Genomic DNA, 21,041 nt, shown 5'->3' on the forward strand with positions numbered 1-21,041 from the left:
GAGTTGATCCGTAATTTACCCATGATCGATTTACGCCACCTGCGAACCCTCCACGCGCTGCGTGAAACCGACAGCCTGCACGAGGCCGCCGAGCGCCTGCACCTGACCCAATCAGCCCTGTCGCACCAGTTCCGCGACATGGAAGAACGGATCGGCATGCCGCTGTTCGTGCGCAAATCCAGGCCGGTGCGCTTCACCAGTGCGGGGCTGAAACTGTTGCAGTTGGCCGACCAGGTGTTGCCGCAAATCCGCAGTACCGAACGGGACCTTGGCAAACTGGCCGGGGGCTCGGCCGGGCGGCTGCACATCGCCATCGAATGCCACAGCTGCTACCAGTGGCTGATGCCTTCCGTGGATGAGTTTCGCAGCGCCTGGCCAGAGGTGGAACTGGACCTCGCCTCCGGTTTTTCCTTCGCACCACTGCCAGCCCTGGAGCGCGGCGACCTGGACCTGGTAGTCACCTCCGACCCGGTAACACTGCCGGGCATCACCTACGTGCCGTTGTTCGGTTATGAGGCACTGCTGGCTATCGACAACCACCACGCCCTGCGCGACAAGCCTTACCTGGAACCTTCCGATATCGCCCACCAGACGCTGATCACCTACCCGATCGAACGCACTCGCCTGGATATTTTCACCCGCTTTCTCGACCCGGCCGACGTCGAGCCGGCACAGGTTCGCACCTCGGAACTGACCGTGATGATGATGCAGCTGGTGGCGTCCGGGCGCGGTGTCTGCTGCCTGCCCAACTGGGCAGTGCATGAGTACAGCTCGCGTGGCTATGTAACCGCCAAGCGCCTTGGCGAACAGGGCTTGCAGGCCAGGCTCTACGCAGCACTGCGCAGTGACATGCTGGAAGTACCATACGTGAGCGATTTTCTGCTCACGGCCAAGGACATCTCCTTCACCACGCTGGCGGGTGTCAGCGTGGCGTCAGGGCCCGTGCTCTGACAGCTGCGCGGCCTTAGCAGACCACGCCCCAATTCGGGTCAAAATCGGTAACGGGTTTCAAAGCGCCCTTTTTTGATGCGCGCCTGGCTGTCGGCCCGGCGTTGCTCACTCGCAGCTAGAGCAAACACCGCCCGTACTGCCACGGATTACCCGCCCAAATCCCGTGTTTCGCAGCGCTTTCCCCTCAACATCCCCGCTGCACGGCGTTTTCGGCACCTTCATTGCAATGCTTGTTGTGCTCACCGCACAGGCAACCAATCGCAACCGAGGCTCACGCGAGACACGGCACCCACCGACCCCAGCAAGGCAGCACCCTGAAAAACGCAGATGAACCGCAATGAAGCTGCCGGCAACGGTGGCAAGGAGTGGGTATGTCCCGGGCTTTTTTCAATGAGATGTACGAAGCGAACGGCAGTTGCCGCCCGCATTACCAGGAGTTCGCTCGCTGGCTGGCGAACACCCCGCTGGAGCTGCTGGAGCAGCGCCGACGTGAGGCGGACCTGTTGTTCCACCGTGCCGGCATCACCTTCACCTTGTACGGCGACAGCGAGGACACTGAGCGCCTGATCCCCTTCGATATCATCCCGCGCAGCATCCGCGCCAGCGAATGGCGCACGGTCGAGCGCGGCTGTATCCAGCGTGTGCAGGCGCTTAACCTGTTCCTGCAGGACATCTACCACGACCAGCGCATCCTCAAGGCCGGTATCATCCCGCCCGAGCAGGTGCTGGCCAACGAGGGCTACCAGATCGCCATGCAGGGCCTGGACCTGCACCGGGGGCTGTATGCCCACATCGCCGGTGTCGACCTGGTGCGTGACGGCGATGGCAGCTACTTCGTGCTGGAAGACAACCTGCGCACCCCCAGCGGCGTCAGCTACATGCTCGAAGACCGCAAAATGATGATGCGCCTGTTCCCCGAGCTGTTTGCCGCCCAGCGTATCGCCCCCATCGACCACTACCCCAACCTGCTGCTGGACACGCTCAAGAGCGCCAGCCCGCTGGACAACCCCACTGCCGTGCTGCTCACCCCCGGCCGCTTCAACAGCGCCTATTTCGAACATGCGTTCCTGGCCCGGGAAATGGGCATCGAGCTGGTCGAAGGCGCAGACCTGTTCGTGCGTGACGAGCATGTCTACATGCGCACCACCGCCGGCCCGCAGCAGGTTGATGTGATCTACCGCCGCCTGGACGACGACTACCTCGACCCGCTGTCGTTCAACCCGGACTCGATGCTCGGCGTGCCGGGGCTGATCTCGGTGTACCGCGCCGGCAATGTGGTACTGGCCAACGCCGTCGGCACCGGCGTGGCCGACGACAAATCGATCTACCCCTATGTCGACGACATGATCCGCTACTACCTGGGCGAAGAGCCGATCCTGAACAACGTGCCCACCTGGCAGTGCCGCAAGCCTGCGGACCTGTCCCACGTCCTGGCCCACCTGCCTGAACTGGTGGTCAAGGAAACCCAGGGCTCCGGCGGCTACGGCATGCTGGTTGGGCCGGCATCGACCAGTGCCCAGATCGAAGACTTCCGCGCGCGCATCAAAGCCCGCCCGCACGCCTATATCGCGCAACCCACCTTGTGCCTGTCCACCTGCCCGACCTTTGTCGACAGCGGCATCGCCCCACGCCACATCGACCTGCGCCCGTTCGTGCTTTCGGGCAGTGAAACCCGCCTGGTGCCCGGCGGCCTGACCCGCGTGGCGCTGAAGGAAGGCTCGCTGGTGGTCAACTCGTCGCAAGGCGGCGGTACCAAGGACACCTGGGTGGTGGAGGACTGAACCATGCTTTCGCGAACCGCTTCCGACCTGTACTGGATGTCGCGCTACCTGGAGCGTGCAGAAAACCTCGCGCGCATGCTTGAGGTCAGCTATTCGCTGTCGTTGATGCCCCAGGCTGGGCGCAGCGATGGCCATGCCGAGCTGGCGATGTCGCTGCTGGCATCCGGCACGCTGGACGACTACATCCGCCGGCACACCGAGCTCGACACCGAGCGCATGCTGCACTTCTTCGCCCTCGACGCGACCAACCCCAGCAGCATCTATTGCTGCCTGCAGGCCGCCCGCACCAATGCCCATGCAGTACGTGGCCGCATCACCGCCGACATGTGGGAAAACATCAACGCCACCTGGATCGAGATGCGCAATATCGCCAGTAATGGCCTTGGCCGCTATGGCATCAGCCAGTTCTGCGACTGGGTCAAGGAACGCTCGCACCTGTTCCGTGGCGCCACCTCCGGCACCATCATGCGCAACGATGCCTACAGTTTCATCCGCCTGGGCACTTTCCTGGAACGCGCGGACAACACCCTGCGCCTGCTCGATGCGCGCTATGAAATGTTCGGCGAAACCTCCGAAGAGGTCAGCGACGATTCCGCCCGTGGTTATTACCAGTGGAGCGCCTTGCTGCGTGCGCTGACCTCGTATGAAGCCTTCAACGAGATCTATCGCGCCGCCCCCAGTGCCCGGCCAGTGTCCGAATTGCTGTTGTTGCGGGTGGACGTACCGCGCTCGCTGCATGCCTGCATCGAGGAACTGGACCTGATCCTGGCCGGTCTGCCGGGCAGTAGCGGGCGCGCCGCCCAGCGCATGGCTGCCGAACTCAACGCGCGCCTGCGCTACACCGCCATCGATGAAATCCTCGAAGCGGGCTTGCACCCTTGGCTCAGTGATTTTATCGGCCGCATCAACCAACTGGGCCAGGCGGTCCATCACTCCTACCTGGAGGTTGTATGAAACTGTCCATTCGCCACGACACCACCTACAGCTATGCCAGCGACGTCAGCAACAGCATCCAGTTCCTGCGCCTGACGCCGCGCAGCAGCGCACGCCAACGCATCAATGAATGGCAACTGGGCCTGCCCTGCAAGGTCAAGAGCCAGATCGACCCGTACGGCAACATCCTGCATGTGCTGACCCTGGACAAACCCCACGGCCACCTGGCGCTGACTGCAAGCGGGCAGGTAGAGATCGACCCGGACTGCGAGCAGGAGGCCGAAAGCCAGTCTCCCCTGCCATTCCTGCGTGTCAGCCGCCTGACCCAGGCCGATGACACGCTCAAGGCCTTCGCCACCCGACAATGTGGCGAGCACCGAGACCGGGCGGCACTGACGGGGCTGATGCAAGGCTTGGCTGAGCACATGCCCTACCGCCCGGGGGCCACTTCGGTAGGTACCACCGCGATCGAAGCATTCAACGGCGGCGTCGGGGTGTGCCAGGACCACACCCACGCCTTCCTGGCCTGCGCCCGCAGCCTGGGGGTGCCGGCACGCTACGTTTCGGGCTACCTGTGCACCGAGGACGAGCAGCACCTGGCCAGCCACGCCTGGGCAGAAGCCTGGATCGACGACGCCTGGTACAGCTTCGACATCACCAACCGCCTGACGCGGCCAGACCGTCACCTGAAGCTGGCGGTTGGCCTGGACTACCTCGATGCCTGCCCGGTCCGGGGCGTGCGCCGCGGCGGCGGTATCGAATCGATGCAGGCCAGCGTTCACGTACACCGCCAGTGACGCGTTTGCAGCAGGCCGGTCTTGCCGCGCAGGTGCGGCAAGACCACTCCATATCCAATACCAGGGAAACCGCATGACTTACTGTGTCGCCATGCACCTTGAGGACGGGCTTGTCTTCATCAGCGATTCACGCACCAACGCCGGCATCGACCAGATCTCCACCTTTGCCAAGTTGTTCGTGTTCAGCGTGCCGGGCGAGCGGCTGATCGTGCTGCAGACCGCCGGCAACCTGGCAACCTCGCAGTCGGTGGTGAACCTGCTGCAGCAACGCAGCCAGGGCAGCGGCCCTCACCTGCTGAACGTTGCCACGCTCTACGATGCAACGGTGCTGGTCGCCGACACCCTGCGCGAAGTGGTCAACCGTGACCGCAGCAAACTTACGGGCGACATCGACCTGAGCAGTTCATTCATTGTCGGCGGCCAGATAGCCGGCGCACCCATGGCCATCTACAACGTCTACGCGCAGGGCAATTTCTTCCAGGCCACGCCAGACACCCCGTTCCTGCAACTGGGCGAAAGCAAGTACGGGCGGCCTATTCTTGACCGAAACCTGCAGTACCAGACGCCACTGGATGAAGCGTTGCGTTGCGGTCTGATTTCGTTCGATTCCACCATCCGCAGCAACCTGTCGGTGGGCATGCCGCTGGACTTGCTGGTGTACCGCGAAGGCAGCCTGGAATGCACGACACGCAAACGCATTACCGGTGAGGATGCGTATTACCAGCAGATTCGCAGGCAGTGGAGCGATGGGTTGAAGCGGTTGTTGGCGGAGCTGCCAGCGCCGCCTTATGGCTGATCGAGCCATCCACTCAAAACCTCTAGCGCCAGTGCCGGCCTCTTCGCGGGCAAGCCCGCGAAGGGGCCGGCACTGGCAACACATCAGTGAGCCTCAGCACGAAGCCGGTGACTCACTTCATCATGCCCAGCTCGGCATCATCCATGAGTGCCTTGGCCAAGGCACACAGGTAATGCGAGGCCCAAATCAGCTGCGGTTTGTCTTCCATCAAGCCATCCAGGGTCATGTCCCGCGCGTAGCCCATCAACTCTGAAGCCTGCTCGCGGGCGCTCTGGCAAGGAATGCCGGCCTCGATGCGGAACAGGGGGTGGGTCTGGTTTTCACCTTGGTAGAAGGTGGTTTTGCCGACGGTGAATTTGTTTTCTTCTGTGTACATCGCACTGTGTTCTCGCTAGGGCCACCGCCAACCCGCTGTCAAACGGAAAGGTGGCAGCTGTGTATGGGTTGACAGACCGGCGAACACAGAAACCGGCGCACGCGAACGTGCCCCATACACAACCGCCATGAACGGTCATGCTCTGTATATCGTCGCGGCCTGTCAAAGCCGGTCGTTGTGTGCAACGACAAACCGACACTAGAGCGCTGAAAACACGGACGCAACGAAAAACAGGCGCTGGGAGTATCTTTGGGAAATGGACTACATGGAAGCGGCAAAATCTGATTTCCCGGGTACTCAGCATGCATGACATGCATTCATCCATGCTGTGAGGAGCCATCGTTTGAGTCGATCAAATCGCTGAAATCTAATGGGTGCAAACCAACAAGAAGCTCGCACGGAAGCGATCAGCGATAGAGATAACTACACGATGACTCCAACGTTCTCATTATTCGTCCTGGGCACCGCAATACTCCTGATCGTAGCCATGATCAGCAAATTCAAAGTCCACCCTTTTCTCGCGTTGATGGCCGCAAGCCTGGTGGTAGGTGTCGGCACCGGCATGGCGCCCACGGCAATTGTGGCCGCATTCGAGAAAGGCATGGGCGGCACGCTGGGCTTTCTCGCCGGTATCATCGGCCTGGGCAGTATCCTCGGCAAATTGCTGGAAGAGTCCGGAGGCGCCAAACGCATCGCCACCACGCTTTTGAACACGCTGGGTGAACGCAATGCCTCCTGGGCAATGATGCTCGTTGGCTTCATCGCCGGCATCCCGGTGTTCTTCGAGGTTGGCTTCGTCCTGTTGATTCCGCTGATCTACGTGGTCGCACGTCAAACCCGCATCAGCATGCTGTACCTCGGTGTCCCGCTGGCCACCTCGCTGATGGTGGTGCACTGCATTCTCCCGCCGCACCCGGCCGCCACGGCCATTACCGGCATGCTCAATGCGGATATCGGCACTGTCATCCTGTACGGCCTGATCGTTGGCCTGCCAACCGCCATCATCGCTGGGCCGGTGTGGGTTCGCTTCACTTGCAAACGTGAGGCCAGCGAATCCCAACAGGCCTTCCTGTCCGCACGCACGGTCACTCAAGCAGATGATCAGGTAATGCCCGCCTTCGGCATCACACTCGCGACCGTACTGCTGCCGCTTGTGTTGATGGTCGGCAAAACACTGGCCGTCACTGTCCTGGAAAAGGGATCTGCACTATACGAGTGGGTGGCTTTCTTCGGCAGCCCATTGATTGCCCTGACGCTGTCGGTGGTGTTCGCCTACTGGGCGCTGGGCATGCGTCGTGGCCTGGACATGTCTGACTTGCTGAGCCTGACCCAGCGCTGCTTCCCTCCCCTGGCCGGCATTCTGCTGATCATCGGCGCCGGTGGCGCCTTCAATGACATGCTCGTGGGCAGCGGTATCGGCAAGGCACTGGCCGATGTGCTCAACCAGACGCAACTCAACCCGATCATCCTCGCCTGGTTGATCGCCGGGATCATGCACTTTGCCGTCGGTTCGGCCACCGTCGCGATGATCAGCGCGGCCGGCATGGTCATGCCGATGCTTGGCCAGCACCCGGAATACAACCGGGAAATCCTGGTGATCGCTATCGGTGCCGGCGCCATCGGCTGGACCCACATCACCGACTCAGCTTTCTGGGTGGTGAAGGAATACCTGGGCCTTTCCCTTAGCGACGCACTGAAGAAGTTCACGGCCGCTACGGTACTGGCCTCGGTAGTTGCCTTGTGCCTGACCCTGCTCCTTTCGAAGATTGTCTGATCTACTCTGCACATACTGCGCAACAGGTGAAATCATGATTCACGGAAAAACCCTTGAAGCCTGGCAACAAAGCCACCCGATCATCGCCGACCTGGTTGCCCTGAAAGAAACCAGCTGGTTCAACCCTGGTATCGCCAAGGCTGCCGAAGCCCTGCACGACGTAGGCCTGACGGCGGACGACGTGCAAGCGACAAGCGCACGATTGCAGCGTTTCGCACCCTACCTGGCCACTGTGTTCCCTGAAACGGCAGCTGCCGGCGGGGTGATCGAGTCGCACATCACCCCGCTGCCGCAGCTTCGCCAACGGCTTATCGAGGAAGGCTCACTGCAAAACGTGGGCAGCCTGTGGCTCAAGGCGGACAGTGACTTGCCTATCTCCGGATCCATCAAGGCCCGGGGCGGCATTCATGAAGTGCTCAAGCACGCCGAAGACCTGGCCTTGGCGGCCGGTTTGATCACGCCGTCGGATGACTACACCAGACTGGCCAACGATGAGGCCCGCTCATTCTTCAGCCAGTACAAGATAGCCGTGGGTTCGACCGGCAACCTGGGCCTGTCGATTGGCATCATGAGCGCCAAGCTGGGCTTCCGGGTGAGCGTGCACATGTCGTCCGACGCCAGGCAATGGAAGAAGGACAAGCTGCGCGCCAACGGCGTAACGGTGGTAGAGCACGCCTGCGATTACAGCGTGGCGGTCGAGCAAGGTCGCCAGCAGGCAGCGTCAGACCCCAGCTGTTATTTTGTCGACGATGAAAACTCCCCGCAGCTGTTCCTCGGCTATGCCGTTGCCGCCGAACGGCTGGCACGGCAGTTCGACGAGGCCGGCATCCAGGTGAACGCCGATCATCCATTGTTCGTGTACCTGCCGTGCGGCGTCGGGGGCGGCCCCGGTGGTGTCGCATTCGGGCTGAAGCTGGTGTTCGGCGATGCGGTGCATTGCATCTTTGCCGAACCCACCCATTCCCCGTGCATGCTGCTGGGGGTGTACACCGGCTTGCACGATGAAACCAGTGTGCAGGACTTCGGCATCGACAACATCACCGCCGCCGACGGCCTGGCGGTCGGGCGCCCGTCCGGGTTTGTCGGCAAAGCCATGCAGCGACTGATTGATGGTTACTACACCGTGACCGACGAAGAACTGTACCGTTTGATGGTCATCGCCCATGAGCAGGACAAGGTCAAACTGGAACCCTCTGCCCTGGCCGGGGTACCCGGTATGCTACGGGTACTGCAAGCGGGTGAGTACCTGGCGCGCCAGGGCTTTTCCCCAACGCAACTTCAGCAGGCCACTCACCTCGTCTGGGGCACGGGTGGCAGCATGGTGCCCGAGGACGAGTTCAACGCCTATCTGGCCAAGGGGCGCAGCGTGCAGGCAAACGTTTAACCGCAATCAGTGAACTGCGCAGAAAGGATTGATCGATGAAAAAGCTCGGCGGCGCCGCCGCAGTGAAACTCAGTGGCTCGCACCTGGGCAGCCTGCATGTTTTTCTGGTGGCCGCACGGCACTTGAGCTTCTCGCGCGCCGCAGATGAGCTGTGCCTGACGGCCAGCGCGGTAAGCCATCGCATCAATCGCCTCGAAGATGAACTGGCGCTCAAGCTGTTCCATCGCATGCCGCGCAAGGTCAGCCTCACCGAAGACGGCGAGCGGATGTTCTCGGTCATGCAACGGACCATGGATGAGTTAAGCGAGGCCGTGCAGGAACGCGCTCACGCCGAGATAGCCGGCCAATTGACGTTGTATGTACGCCCGTCAGTAGCACAATGCTGGCTGGTGCCGCGGCTCGCGCAGTTCACTTCCCGCTACCCTGATATCCAGCTGGATATCAGGGTGGGTAATGAGAGCATCGACTACCGCACACGCAAGATCGACCTGGTCCTCTGTTATTCGGACGGCCATCACCCCGGGCTCAAGACCATTCACTTGATGAACGAGCGGATCGCCCCTGTGTGCTCCCCCCATTACGCAGAAATCCATGCATTGACTGGTGACCTGCACCGGCTGGATCACTGCACCGCCTTGCATGACGTAGCAGCCTGGGACAATGCTGCATTCGATGCAGAGTGGCAGCTCTGGGCCAGCACCAAAGGCGCCGGTATCACCCCTCCACACCGGTTTCTAACATTCGATCGCTCCGACCTTTGCACACTCGCAGCGCTGAACCATGTCGGCATCGCCATCGGCCGGGAACAACTGGTCAGAGAGCGCATTGCACGCGGTGAACTGGTCCTGCCGTTGGGTGGTTTCGTTGATACCCCCAGCTATGGCTATTACCTGGTCTACCCGCCTCATGACCCGATGCCCAGACGGTTGCAGGTGTTGATCGACTGGCTTGTGGAAAGCGCCCAAGCGCCCGACTCAAGTCATTAACTTGCTCAACCACGGATGCACTGCGCAAACACCGGTTCCTGCAAATAGGCCACATTCAACCGGGTCCAGGGCGTCACGGCCTTCTGGTTGGTCTGGAAGATCGCCCCCGGCGCCAGCATTACCCCCCTGCCCTGCACTTCGCGGGTCAGCAACGCGGTGTCTTCGATACCCGGAAAACGCGCCCACAGGTACAGGCTTTGTTCCGGCCGACAGAACACCTCGGCGCCTAGTTCATCCAGCACCCGCAGCCCGCCGGCGGTAGCCTCCCGCACCCGGTCCTGCAGGCGCATCAGGTGCCGCAGGAAATGCCCTTCGCTGAGGATCACATCCGCCGTGCGTTCGCACAGTTCCGAACAACTGGTGTGCAACATCATCTGCAGGTCGGCCAACTCGTCGATGACCTCCTTGCTCCCTGCGATGTAACCCACCCGCAAGGCCGCCGACACTGATTTCGAGAAACTGCCGATGTACAGCGAACGCCTCAGTTGGTCGAGCGCCGCCACCTTGAGCGCGGAGCTGGGCTTGAAGTCAGCGAGTGCATCGTCTTCAACCAGCAGCAAGTCGTGCCGCTCGGCCAGTTGCAGCACGCGATGGGCCTTGGCCGGGGAGATATCCGAGCCGGTAGGGTTGTGGCACACCGACTGGATGAAGAACAGCCGGGGCCGTTCGACGCGCAGCATGGCTTCCAGCGCATCCATGTCCGGGCCGTCCGCCAGGCGCGGCACGCTCAGCAGCCGTGCGCCGTGCAGTTGCAGCTTGCCGAACAGCGGGTAGTAGCCCGGGTTTTCCACCAGCACCGCATCGCCCGGTACCACGAAGCGGCGAATGATCAGGTCCAGCGCATGGTTGGCGCCGTGGGTGGTCACGATTTGCCGGGGCGTGGCACTGATGGCGTAGCTGGCCAGCTTGCGCACCAGGCTCTGGCGCAGGCCGGGGTTGCCCAGGCGATTGCCATAGCGAAACAGGTTCCCTGCACCACTGCGCATCGCTTGCCGGGTGAATTTGTCGAGGCGCATGTCCTGCAACCAGGACACCGGCGCAAACCCTTCACCCAACGGCGCCAGCCCGGGTTCGCGAACGAACTGCTGCCGCATCATCCAGATGGTGTCCATGGCCCGGGTGTACGGTGGTGTTTCATCCAGCTCGGCGGCCTGCACTTGCGCACCGACGAAAAAGCCCTGTCCGTGGCGCGCCTCCACCAACCCTTGAGAGGCGAGAATCTCGTACGCGGTGATCACCGTATTTTTCGAGTGCCCGTGCAAGCGCATGTACTCGCGTAACGACGGCAGGCGGTCGCCAACCTTCAGCACTCCAGTGCGGATCTGCTGCTCAACCGCATCGGCGACTTGCTGGGCAAGGGTGACACGAGGCATCGGCTGGCTCCTGTGCTGTCATGGGTACAGTCTGGGTACTGTTGGGCAAAACTGTACCTTCAATCAAGGGCACAGTGGCTGCACATTTAGCACCACGCCGGCGACGCGCTCAAGCCGCCGCCCAACAACAATGACGCCAACGGTACCCTCATGAGCCTCGATTCCCGCCTGCCCGCTTTCCGTAACCTGTCCCCCGCCGCGCGCCTGGACCACATCGGCCAGCTGCTCGGCCTGAGCCACGACGATGTCAGCCTGCTGGCCAACGCCGGTGCCCTGCCGATGGACATCGCCAACGGCATGATCGAAAACGTCATCGGCACCTTCGAGCTGCCCTATGCCGTGGCCAGCAACTTCCAGATCAATGGCCGTGATGTGCTGGTGCCGCTGGTGGTGGAAGAACCCTCGATCGTCGCCGCTGCTTCGTACATGGCCAAGCTGGCCCGTGCCAACGGCGGCTTCACCACCTCCAGCAGCGCCCCGCTGATGCGTGCCCAGGTACAGATCGTCGGCATACAGGACCCGCTCAATGCACGCCTGAGCCTGCTGCGCCGCAAAGACGAAATCATTGAACTGGCCAACCGCAAGGACCAGTTGCTCAACAGCCTTGGCGGCGGCTGCCGCGACATCGAAGTGCACACCTTCGCCGATACCCCGCGTGGCCCGATGCTGGTGGCGCACCTGATCGTCGATGTACGCGATGCCATGGGCGCCAACACCGTCAATACCATGGCCGAGGCCGTTGCGCCGCTGATGGAAGCCATTACCGGGGGCCAGGTACGCCTGCGCATTCTGTCCAACCTGGCCGACCTGCGCCTGGCCAGGGCCCAGGTGCGGATTACTCCGCAGCAACTGGAAACGGCCGAATTCAGTGGCGAGGCAGTGATCGAAGGCATCCTCGACGCCTACGCCTTCGCTGCGGTCGACCCTTACCGCGCGGCCACCCACAACAAGGGCATCATGAATGGCATCGACCCACTGATCGTCGCCACTGGCAACGACTGGCGTGCAGTGGAAGCCGGCGCCCATGCGTATGCCTGCCGCAGTGGTCACTACGGCTCGCTGACCACCTGGGAAAAGGACAACAACGGCCATTTGGTCGGCACCCTGGAAATGCCGATGCCCGTAGGCCTGGTCGGCGGTGCCACCAAGACCCACCCGCTGGCGCAACTGTCGCTGCGCATCCTCGGCGTGAAAACAGCCCAGGCGCTCGCTGAGATTGCCGTGGCCGTAGGCCTGGCGCAAAACCTCGGGGCCATGCGCGCCCTGGCCACCGAAGGCATCCAGCGCGGCCACATGGCCCTGCATGCGCGCAATATTGCCGTGGTGGCGGGCGCCCGAGGCGATGAGGTGGACTGGGTTGCCCGGCAGTTGGTGGAAAACCACGACGTGCGCGCCGACCGCGCCGTAGCACTGCTGAAACAAAAGCGCGGCCAATGAGCATGGTCCCGATGCAAGCGGTAAAGGTCTTTGAAGTCGGCCCCCGTGACGGCCTGCAGAACGAACGCCAGCCGCTGTCGGTGGCCGCCCGTGTGGGCTTGATCGGCGAGCTGGCTGGCACCGGCCTGCGGCATATCGAAGCCGGCGCCTTCGTGTCGCCGCGCTGGGTGCCGCAGATGGCCGGCAGCGACGAGGTGTTGCGCCAGTTGCCCAGCAACGACGGGGTCAGTTACTCGGCCCTGGTGCCCAATCGGCAAGGCTTCGAGGCCGCGCAACGGGCTGGTTGCCGCGAGGTAGCGGTGTTCGCCGCCGCCTCCGAGGCGTTTTCGCGCAACAACATCAATTGCTCCATCGATGAAAGCTTCGAGCGCTTCACACCGGTGTTGCGCGCCGCCAGCGAAGCCTCTATCCGGGTGCGCGGTTATGTATCCTGCGTGCTCGGTTGCCCGTTCAGTGGGGCCGTTGCGCCGGAGGCTGTGGCCAAGGTCGCACGCCGCCTGTACGAACTGGGCTGCTACGAAATCAGCCTGGGTGACACCATTGGCGCCGGCCGCCCGGATGAAACGGCTCAGTTGTTCGAGCACTGCGCACGGCAACTGCCGGTCGCGGCACTGGCCGGCCACTTCCACGATACCTGGGGCATGGCCATCGCCAATGTGCATGCCGCACTCGCGCAGGGTGTACGCACCTTCGACAGCTCGGTCGCGGGCCTCGGCGGCTGCCCCTACTCGCCGGGTGCCAGCGGTAACGTGGCCACGGAAGATCTGTTGTACCTGCTGCACAGCCTGGGCTACAGCACCGGTGTCGACCTGGAGGCGGTGGCACGGGTTGGTGTGCGCATCAGCGCACAGCTGGGCACCGCCAACCGCTCACGCGCCGGCCTTGCCCTGGCAGCAAGGAGCGCCCGCGAACACTGATAGCGCCTGTGGCTCCCGAACAAAAACAACAAGCCCGCAAGGGCAGGAGAATGCCAATGACCTTTGAATGCCGCCTGCACCCCCTCCACCCGGAGGTGGACCATGGCTGACGACAACCTCTATGAAGTGTGGGGCGACACCGTGGACAGTCGCCACCTGCTCGCCGCCATCGCCATCGGCGCCGCTTGCAGCCTGGGTACCTTTTTCCTGGCCGAGCATCTGTTGACCGGCTGGGTCGAGTCCAGCCAAATGGCCCGGGCCTACGCCATGCTGCTGGGCATTCTCGGCTCGCTGCTGGGTGGCGGGGTCAGCGCCTGCCTGTTCAAGCCCAAGCGCCATGTGGTCGAGCATGTGGCCGACCCGGCCTGGCGCCAACAAGTAATCGAAGAGCTGCGCAGCGAATACGGCGGCATCGGCCAGCTCGGTGACCTGCCGCAGGAGGTGCGCAATGAGTTGCGTGAGCTGGGCCTGGAACGCCTGTTCGATGAAGCCGAACCCGCAAGCGCAGCCGTGGCCTGCACAAGCACCGCAACCCTGAAGCGAGGTACCGCCTGATGGACGCCCTGTTCGACCAGGTTCTGATAGCCGTGCTGATGGGCGTGATTGGCGCCGTGGTGTTTGCCGCCATCGGCCTGATCTCCGGCAGCGACGAAACCACCACCCTCGCCCCCCTGACCTTGCTGGTCGTGCTGTTGGGCGTGCCCGCTGCCGGGGTGTTCACCTTCTTCCTCGCCGGTGCGGTGGCCAAGCACATGACCCACGCCGTCCCCACGGCGTTGCTCGGCATCCCCGGCGACACCATGGCCACACCCCTGATGCGCGAAGCCAACTTCCTGCGCAACCTGGGCGTGCCGCATATCGCCCTGCGCAAGATGATCTCCGGTGCGGTCATCGCTGCCCTGGTGGCAGTGCCACTGGCAGTGCTGTTCGCCGTGCTGCTGGCACCTTTTGGTGATGCGATCAAACGGGCAGCGCCCTGGGTGTTCCTCGCCGCCGCCACCACCATTGCCTATTTCTCGGCAGGCCGCTGGGCCTCGGTACTGGCGCTGCTGCCCTTCGTGCTGGTGATCATCGCCTTGCAGACCCTGACCGGCCAGCACGGCGTCAAGCTCAGCGTCAGCTACTTCCTGGGCATTGCCATCGGCCCACTGATCGCCGCCCTGTTCGCCATGCTCGCCCCGGCAGAGCGGGCGCGGATGAAACGCAGCGAACCGCGCACCTTTGCGCTGTCACCCGACGTCAAGGGCTGGGGCGGCTGGTTCCCCAACCCGCTGAAGGTGCTGGACCGCCGCCAGGCCGGCTGGACCTTGGCCACCGCCACGGTGTCCAGTGCCACCTTCGTGTTCAGCCCGGTGGCCATGACGGTGATTCTCGGTGAAGTGGTAGGTTCACGCATCAAACACGCCTATCACCGCCTGGCCTCGGTCATCAGCGTGCGCAACGGTGTTACCGAGTCCACCTACATTGCCGAGGCGCTGATCCCGCTGATCGCCTTTGGCCTGCCGCTCAGCCCGGTAGCTGCCGGGCCGGCCGCTCCGCTGTTCAACGCCCCGCCACGCTTCACCGTCGACAGCGCCAGCGGCCAGGTGAACAACCTGCACAACCTGCTAAGTGCCAGCGAGTTTCTTGCCTACGGCATGCTGGCGGTCGTGATCGCCATCCTGATCGCCTACCCCTTCTCGATGAACTTCGCCCACCGTGCTGCTTCGTTCGTGTCCCGGCGCATCAGCCACGAGGCGGTGATCGCCACCTTCGTCGGCCTGATCCTGGTAATCGGCCTGTGGGAAGGCGGCCTGCTGGGCCTGCTGGTCATCCTCACGGTAGGCCTGCTGGGCGGTTTCCTGTACCGCTTCATCGGCTTCAACATCGGCGTGCAATTTATGGGCTACTACACCGCCGTGCTCAGCGTGCCGGCCATCGTCGCCCTGTTCGCTTGAACTAACCCTCCTCACCCTGCCACGCAACCCCTGCGGTTGCGTGGCTTCACTCGCCTGCAAGAAAGGAACAACAACAATGAATATCCTTTGCCCCCCTTGCCGCATGACGGCGGCTTGCGCTTGCCTGTTCCTTGGCGCCGCCAGCGCCCAGGCCGAAGGCTTCAGCGACGACGCCAAGGTCGGCCTGACCTTGCGCAACTTCTACATCAACCGCAATTTCGTCGACCCGGCCTATCCGCAAGGCAAGGCCGAAGAATGGACGCAGAGCTTTATCCTCGACGCCCGCTCGGGCTTTACCCAGGGCGTGGTCGGCTTCGGTGTGGATGTACTGGGGCTGTACTCGGTCAAGCTCGACGGCGGGCGCGGCACTGCCGGCACCCAATTGCTGCCGGTGCACGATGACGGCCGCCCGGCGGATGACTTCGGCCGCTTGGGCGTGGCGCTCAAGGCGCGAGTTTCGGCCACCGAGTTGAAGGTTGGCGAGTGGTCGCCGATGCTGCCGGTGCTGCGTTCGGACGACGGCCGCTCGCTGCCGCAGACCTTCCAGGGCGCCCAGCTCACCTCACGCGAGATCGACAACCTCACCCTTTACGGCGCGCGCTTTCGCGGCAACAGCCCACGCAACGACGCCAGCATGGAAGACCTGTTCATGTCTGGTCGGCCTGCCGCCACGGCGGACCGCCTGGACATCCTCGGCGCCGAGTACCTGTTCAACGACAAGGCCACCCAGCTCGCCATCTGGCATTCGGACCTGCAAGACATCTACCGCCAGCAGTACTACAACCTGGTCCACAACCAGGCCGTGGGCAACTGGACCCTGGGGGCCAACCTCGGGTACTTCGTGGGCAACGACAGTGGCCGCTCACTGGCAGGCGAAATGGATAACCGCACCACGTCGCTGCTGCTCTCGGCCCGTACCGGCGGCCATACTTTCTACGTGGGGCTGCAACGGGTCAGCGGCGATACCGGCTGGATGCGGGTCAACGGCACTGCCGGCACCAGCCTGGCCAACGACAGCTACAACTCCAGCTATGACAACGCCCATGAGCGCTCCTGGCAGTTGCGCTACGACCATAACTTCGCGGTCGACGGGCTGCCAGGATTGCAGTTCATGACGCGTTATATCAGCGGTGACAACGTGCAAGTCGGTAGTGTGCGCGATGGAAAGGAGTGGGGTCGGGAGACCGAGCTGGCCTACACCGTCCAGAGCGGCAGTTTGCGAGACCTGACAGTCAGATGGCGAAGCTCTACCTTGCGCCGGGACTTCAGCAGCAATGAGTTCGATGAACACCGGGTAATCGTGAGTTATCCGCTATCGATCCTGTAGCAAAACGCCGCGAACCGGGCTTGCGGTTCGCGGCGTTGCTCAGGCGATCAGCACGGTATACCCGCCAGTGGCCAGACAGGCGCTTGCGTCTCTTTGGCCTGGCTGCGTTTTCGCGCCCACTGGGTCAGGGCGGCCATCAAGGCAAAGCCCAGCAGGATCAAGACCGGGTAGGCCAACAGCAACTCGGTCAGCGAATACTTCCAGGCCAGCGGCCGACCGACACCCAACATCGCCGCATACAACCAGGACACACCCGACAGCGCGCCGGAAAACAACGCGAACATACGCACGCCGATATTCAGGTCGAGCAAAGAACCTGCCTTGAGCAAGGCTGGTAATACATAGCGATGCAACAACATGCCATTGAACGTCAACAACAGGACAATAATAATCTTGGCGTGAAGTTTTGGGTTGGCAAAGTAACTCATGCCTTTTTCAAGGTAATCAATACCAATGACAGCCGCCCCCGTGAGCCACAAGAATATCAGGGCATTGGACACAGACTTCTGTAAACGCGCCATATGTTGACCGTCATGCCCGGCCTGTTTATGACCTTTGAGCAAGTCCCTGACCATCTCGGCATCACTGGCGAACACCAGCCCGATGGCGACACAGCAGGCCAGCAAGTGAACATAAATAACCGACAACCGCACCAGCTCCATGGATTCTTTCTGCCCGAACAGGCTAATAATTGTATTGATCTCCACGACGTCTTCTCCACGTAATGCATTAGCGCTAGATGGCCTTGCTGCAGGCGTGCGAACAGCGAGATCGCAACGGCAAGACCCAATTCATATCGTTAATTGAAACAGCGGATTGATACTTAGATACACAGCAGCTCAACCGTTAAGCCTCGGTCGGGCATAGGCGTTACTCCATGATCAGAGGTAATAAAAATCCCCATGTACATCCCGTGATGCGCATGAGGTTGGTGTATGACTTCCTGAGAGGGGTGCGAGGTGCAGTTCATGAGAACCACACCTGCTGGCAAATAGGAGCGGTCAACAGCAAAAACGTTCACTGCCTGAACACAACCACCGACCAGCGGTATTTAAAGTCACGTTAGTTAGTAGACTAACATTTTACAATGTTGACCGAAGAGGAAGTTTTTATTCACAACTGGATCCAAACTTCATGGCGGGCCCTGATTGCTCTAGTTCGCTGTCCGTCGTTAAAGGGCGATGATGAATTACCCCAACAACTGGCTCAATACCGCGCGCAATTTCCCCGGTTTAACCGGTTTGTTCAGCAGCGGTGCACCCAATTTCTGCAAACCCCGACGGCACTGGTCGCTGCGGTCTGCGGTAATGATCACCGCCGGTATCGCAACCGCAAAATGCTCACGCAAGTGCTTGACCACCTCGCAGCCCACCACCCCATGGTCGAGGTGGTAGTCGGCCAGGATCAATTCCGGAGCCCGCCCCTGCAACGCCAGCAAAGCCGCCTCCTGATCGGTTGCAGTGACCACTTCACAGCCCCACTGCCCCAGCAACGCACCCATGCTCTCGAGGATGCTCACTTCGTTGTCCAGCACCAGCAAGCGACGGCCCGGCAACGGGTTGCCGGCACTTGGCAGCGGCACAGCCTGGTGAACGGCCAGTGGCACTTCTTTGCCAATCGGTACCTCGATACTGAACATCGAGCCGCGCCCCGGCCATGAACGCACCTCGATCCGGTAACCGAGAATCTTGGCAATCCGTTCAACGATCGCCAGCCCCAGCCCCACCCCTTTGCGATCCGCAGCGCGGCCGACGTCCAATTGGTTGAATTCGAGGAAAATGGCATCCAGCCGATCCGCCGCAATGCCCCGGCCGGTGTCCCACACCTCAAGCCGCAGATACTCGCCACGGCGCCTGGCACCTAGCAGTATCCGGCCTTCGTCGGTGTAGCGGCAGGCGTTGCTGAGGAAGTTGCGCAGAATGCGGGTCAGCAACCGCAGGTCGGTGCTGATGGCATGGTCAGCGATGCGCGCGTGCAGCTTCAGGCCTGCCGCATCAGCCACTGTGCGAAACTCCGAGACCAGCGGCGCGAAGACTTCGTCGAGACGGTACACGGCCACGTCCGGTTTGACCGCTGCCTGGTCGAGCCGGGAAATGTCCAGCAGGTCGGTCAGCAGGTCTTCGGCGCCTTCCAGGGCCTGGTGGGTGCGCTCCACCAGCACATGCTCGGCCTCTGGCAATGGCCGTTCGCGCAAGGTGGAGATCAGCAAGCGGGCGGCGTTCAGCGGTTGCAGCAAGTCATGGCTGGCGGCGGCGAGGTATTTGTCCTTGCTGCGGTTGGCGGCCTCTGCGGCATCCCGGGCCTCCAGCAATTCATCGGTCCGCGCAGCAACCCGTTGTTCCAGTTCGTCGTTGAGCTGTTGCAAACGCTGCTGGGCCTGCTTGCGTTCGGTGATGTCGGCGACAAAACCTTCCACCAGCCCTTCCTGCCCTGGCTTTAGCAGCAGGTTCATCAGCACATCCAGGTGGCTGCCATCCTTGCGGCGCAGGCGGGTTTCGTAGCCGTGCAGGCTGCGCTCACGGGCGAGGATCGCGGTAATCGCCTGCAGTTCTTCGGCGCCGCCGTCAAACAGGTGAGTGGCCAGGTCAGTCAGGGAAAACAGCACCGCTTGCGGGTCGTCGTAGCCAAGCATGCGCGCCAACGCCGGGTTGGCGGCACGCATGCCGTCCTGCAGGCTGGCCTGGAAAATGCCGTGCACGGCGTTTTCGAACAGCCATTTATAGCGGTTGCGTTCGGCTTCCAGTTCGTCAAGGCGGGCAGAAAGCTCCGGGTAATGGCTTTTGCGTGCCGAGTGGTCGCCCAGCCCCAGCAGCCCGGCCAGCGCCCGCTGCTGCTCGTCAGAGGGCCTCGCCATAGACCACCTCGACATCACGCTGGCTCGACGCGCGGGGGTTGGTGAGAATGCACGGGTCATCCATCGCATGCTGCGACAGGAACGGAATATCGGACGTGCGCACGCCGTGCAGGCCCAGGGTTTCGTGGAAACCGATGGCGTGCTTCAGGGCGATCAGGTGTTCCACCAGGCGCCCGCAAATCTGCCGGTGGTTGAGGCCACGGCAATCAATGCCGAACACCTCGGCAATCACCTTGAAGCGCTCCGGCGCCGAGCTGTAGTTGAACGCCACCACGTGCTCCACCAGCACCGCGTTGCACAAGCCATGGGGCAGGTCCAGGAACCCGCCAAGGCTGTGCGACATCGCGTGCACTGCACCCAGGATCGCGTTGGAAAACGCAAGCCCCGCCTGCATGCTGCCCAACATGATCTTCTCGCGCAGGGCGATATCGGTGGGGTTGGCGATCATCTCCACCAGGTTGCCATTGATCAGGCGCATGGCTTCCAGCGCGTGGGGGTCGGTCAGCGGGCCATGGCCGGTGGACACGAAGGCCTCGATGGCATGCACCAGCGCATCGATACCGGTACAGGCCGACAGGAACGGGTCCATGCTCAGGGTGGTTTGCGGGTCGATCAGCGAAACGTCCGGCACCACCGCCTTGCTGACGATGGAGAACTTCATGCGTTCCTGCTGGTTGGAAATGATCACGAACTGCGACACGTCCGCCGAGGTGCCGGCGGTGGTGGGGATCAGGATCAGCGGCGGGCTTGGCACGCGGATCATGTCCACGCCTTCGAATTCGAGGATGCTGCGCCCATGGGCAACCACGATGCCGATGGCCTTGCCGCAATCCATCGGGCTGCCGCCGCCCACGGCGACGATCACGTCGCAGTGGTTTTGCCGGTAGATCTCGGCGCCGAGCATCACCTCTTCCACCCGTGGGTTGGGCGATACAGCCGTGTACAGGCAGTAGTCGATGCCCTGCGCCTGCAGGCTGGCTTCCACATCCGCCACCCAGCCGGCGGCAATCACGCCGGGGTCGCTGACCACCAGCACCTTGCGGGCGCCGAAGGTTTTGGCGTAATTGGCAACGTTATGCCGGCAACCGGCACCGAAGATGATTTCAGGCGATACAAACTTGCGAAGCGGGCTGAAACTCTGGCTCATCGTGAAGCCTGTTCTTATTGTTCTGGAAGGTAACTGCCAGCGTAAAGCATCCCGCAGCGAAAGCAACCAGACCAAAGCGTGGCACTGGCTCAACCACAGGTAATCAGGGGGAACCGGCCACCGTGGCGATGGCCGGGCGGCACATCAACGATTGGCGAAATACATCGTCACTTCAAAGCCGATGCGCAGGTCGGTAAAGGCGGGTTTATTCCACATGGGCAATCCTCTTCTTATGCCGGGGGATTCCGGTAGAGGCATTAATGCACGGGGG

Annotated in this window: 19 protein-coding genes; 13 read left to right on the forward strand and 6 right to left on the reverse strand. The window is 62.2% G+C overall.

The window, feature by feature from the left end:
• Positions 1-21 precede the first annotated feature (21 nt).
• The 5 genes from A0O30_RS20940 to A0O30_RS20960 all read left to right on the forward strand — a co-directional run bounded on the left by A0O30_RS20940 (position 22) and on the right by A0O30_RS20960 (position 5,258).
• Positions 22-951 carry a LysR family transcriptional regulator gene (locus tag A0O30_RS20940; protein WP_105947844.1) on the forward strand — a complete coding sequence of 310 codons (930 nt, stop codon included), beginning with the start codon at positions 22-24 and terminating at the stop codon, positions 949-951.
• 371 nt (positions 952-1,322) lie between these two features.
• The gene (locus tag A0O30_RS20945; RefSeq protein WP_105947845.1) at positions 1,323-2,732 is read left to right on the forward strand and encodes a circularly permuted type 2 ATP-grasp protein; all 1,410 of its coding nucleotides are present in this window, start codon (positions 1,323-1,325) and stop codon (positions 2,730-2,732) included.
• Between the two features lie 3 nt (positions 2,733-2,735).
• The gene (locus A0O30_RS20950) at positions 2,736-3,686 is read left to right on the forward strand and encodes an alpha-E domain-containing protein (RefSeq protein ID WP_105947846.1); all 951 of its coding nucleotides are present in this window, start codon (positions 2,736-2,738) and stop codon (positions 3,684-3,686) included.
• The gene (locus tag A0O30_RS20955; RefSeq protein WP_105947847.1) at positions 3,683-4,462 is read left to right on the forward strand and encodes a transglutaminase family protein; all 780 of its coding nucleotides are present in this window, start codon (positions 3,683-3,685) and stop codon (positions 4,460-4,462) included. The genes A0O30_RS20950 and A0O30_RS20955 overlap by 4 nt, the downstream gene beginning before the upstream one ends.
• A 73-nt stretch (positions 4,463-4,535) precedes the next feature.
• Positions 4,536-5,258: a proteasome-type protease gene (locus A0O30_RS20960; RefSeq protein WP_105947848.1), complete on the forward strand. Its 723-nt coding sequence runs from the start codon at positions 4,536-4,538 to the stop codon at positions 5,256-5,258.
• A gap of 112 nt (positions 5,259-5,370) precedes the next feature.
• Here A0O30_RS20960 and A0O30_RS20965 read toward each other — a convergent pair whose 3' ends face one another.
• Positions 5,371-5,634 carry a DUF3077 domain-containing protein gene (locus A0O30_RS20965; RefSeq protein ID WP_105947849.1) on the reverse strand — a complete coding sequence of 88 codons (264 nt, stop codon included), beginning with the start codon at positions 5,632-5,634 and terminating at the stop codon, positions 5,371-5,373.
• Positions 5,635-6,064: 430 nt separating this feature from the next.
• On the opposite strand from A0O30_RS20965, the gene A0O30_RS20970 reads away from it, so the two are divergent.
• Genes A0O30_RS20970 through dsdC form a run of 3 tightly spaced genes read left to right on the forward strand, consistent with a single transcriptional unit; the run spans position 6,065 to position 9,778 of the window.
• Complete coding sequence (locus A0O30_RS20970) at positions 6,065-7,408, forward strand: gluconate:H+ symporter (RefSeq protein ID WP_105947850.1); 1,344 nt, start codon at positions 6,065-6,067, stop codon at positions 7,406-7,408.
• A gap of 34 nt (positions 7,409-7,442) precedes the next feature.
• A complete protein-coding gene (locus tag A0O30_RS20975; RefSeq protein WP_105947851.1) occupies positions 7,443-8,792 on the forward strand; it encodes a D-serine ammonia-lyase in 1,350 nt (449 codons plus the stop codon).
• Positions 8,793-8,827: 35 nt separating this feature from the next.
• Positions 8,828-9,778 (forward strand): DNA-binding transcriptional regulator DsdC, encoded by a 951-nt coding sequence (gene dsdC / locus A0O30_RS20980; protein ID WP_105947852.1) that lies wholly within the window; start codon positions 8,828-8,830, stop codon positions 9,776-9,778.
• Positions 9,779-9,783: 5 nt separating this feature from the next.
• Here the strand turns inward: dsdC and A0O30_RS20985 are convergent, their stop codons facing one another.
• Positions 9,784-11,151, reverse strand: a complete 1,368-nt coding sequence (locus A0O30_RS20985; RefSeq protein WP_105947853.1) for a PLP-dependent aminotransferase family protein — start codon at positions 11,149-11,151, stop codon at positions 9,784-9,786.
• 150 nt (positions 11,152-11,301) lie between these two features.
• Between A0O30_RS20985 and A0O30_RS20990 the strand changes: the two genes are divergently transcribed.
• From A0O30_RS20990 to A0O30_RS21010, 5 genes are all read left to right on the forward strand, one after another.
• Entirely contained in the window at positions 11,302-12,588 is a 1,287-nt protein-coding gene (locus A0O30_RS20990) for a hydroxymethylglutaryl-CoA reductase, degradative (RefSeq protein ID WP_105947854.1), read from the forward strand.
• Positions 12,585-13,505 carry a hydroxymethylglutaryl-CoA lyase gene (locus tag A0O30_RS20995; RefSeq protein WP_105947855.1) on the forward strand — a complete coding sequence of 307 codons (921 nt, stop codon included), beginning with the start codon at positions 12,585-12,587 and terminating at the stop codon, positions 13,503-13,505. Before A0O30_RS20990 ends, A0O30_RS20995 begins: the two co-directional genes overlap by 4 nt.
• Positions 13,506-13,607: 102 nt before the next feature.
• Positions 13,608-14,060, forward strand: coding sequence for a hypothetical protein (locus A0O30_RS21000; RefSeq protein ID WP_016714290.1), 453 nt, complete (start codon positions 13,608-13,610; stop codon positions 14,058-14,060).
• Positions 14,060-15,442 (forward strand): tripartite tricarboxylate transporter permease, encoded by a 1,383-nt coding sequence (locus tag A0O30_RS21005; RefSeq protein WP_177410301.1) that lies wholly within the window; start codon positions 14,060-14,062, stop codon positions 15,440-15,442. Before A0O30_RS21000 ends, A0O30_RS21005 begins: the two co-directional genes overlap by 1 nt.
• A gap of 103 nt (positions 15,443-15,545) precedes the next feature.
• Positions 15,546-16,769 carry an OprD family porin gene (locus tag A0O30_RS21010; protein WP_105947857.1) on the forward strand — a complete coding sequence of 408 codons (1,224 nt, stop codon included), beginning with the start codon at positions 15,546-15,548 and terminating at the stop codon, positions 16,767-16,769.
• A gap of 47 nt (positions 16,770-16,816) precedes the next feature.
• Here the strand turns inward: A0O30_RS21010 and A0O30_RS21015 are convergent, their stop codons facing one another.
• The 4 genes from A0O30_RS21015 to pqqA form a co-directional block, all read right to left on the reverse strand.
• Complete coding sequence (locus tag A0O30_RS21015) at positions 16,817-17,431, reverse strand: hypothetical protein (RefSeq protein WP_105947858.1); 615 nt, start codon at positions 17,429-17,431, stop codon at positions 16,817-16,819.
• 527 nt (positions 17,432-17,958) lie between these two features.
• Positions 17,959-19,623 carry a NahK/ErcS family hybrid sensor histidine kinase/response regulator gene (locus A0O30_RS21020; protein ID WP_105947859.1) on the reverse strand — a complete coding sequence of 555 codons (1,665 nt, stop codon included), beginning with the start codon at positions 19,621-19,623 and terminating at the stop codon, positions 17,959-17,961.
• The gene (gene ercA, locus A0O30_RS21025; RefSeq protein ID WP_014591380.1) at positions 19,607-20,770 is read right to left on the reverse strand and encodes an alcohol dehydrogenase-like regulatory protein ErcA; all 1,164 of its coding nucleotides are present in this window, start codon (positions 20,768-20,770) and stop codon (positions 19,607-19,609) included. Before ercA ends, A0O30_RS21020 begins: the two co-directional genes overlap by 17 nt.
• Positions 20,771-20,914: 144 nt before the next feature.
• Positions 20,915-20,986: a pyrroloquinoline quinone precursor peptide PqqA gene (gene pqqA / locus A0O30_RS21030; protein WP_010455123.1), complete on the reverse strand. Its 72-nt coding sequence runs from the start codon at positions 20,984-20,986 to the stop codon at positions 20,915-20,917.
• Positions 20,987-21,041: the final 55 nt, after the last annotated feature.

Source organism: Pseudomonas sp. LLC-1 (assembly GCF_002992185.1).
Lineage (GTDB): Bacteria > Pseudomonadota > Gammaproteobacteria > Pseudomonadales > Pseudomonadaceae > Aquipseudomonas > Aquipseudomonas monteilii.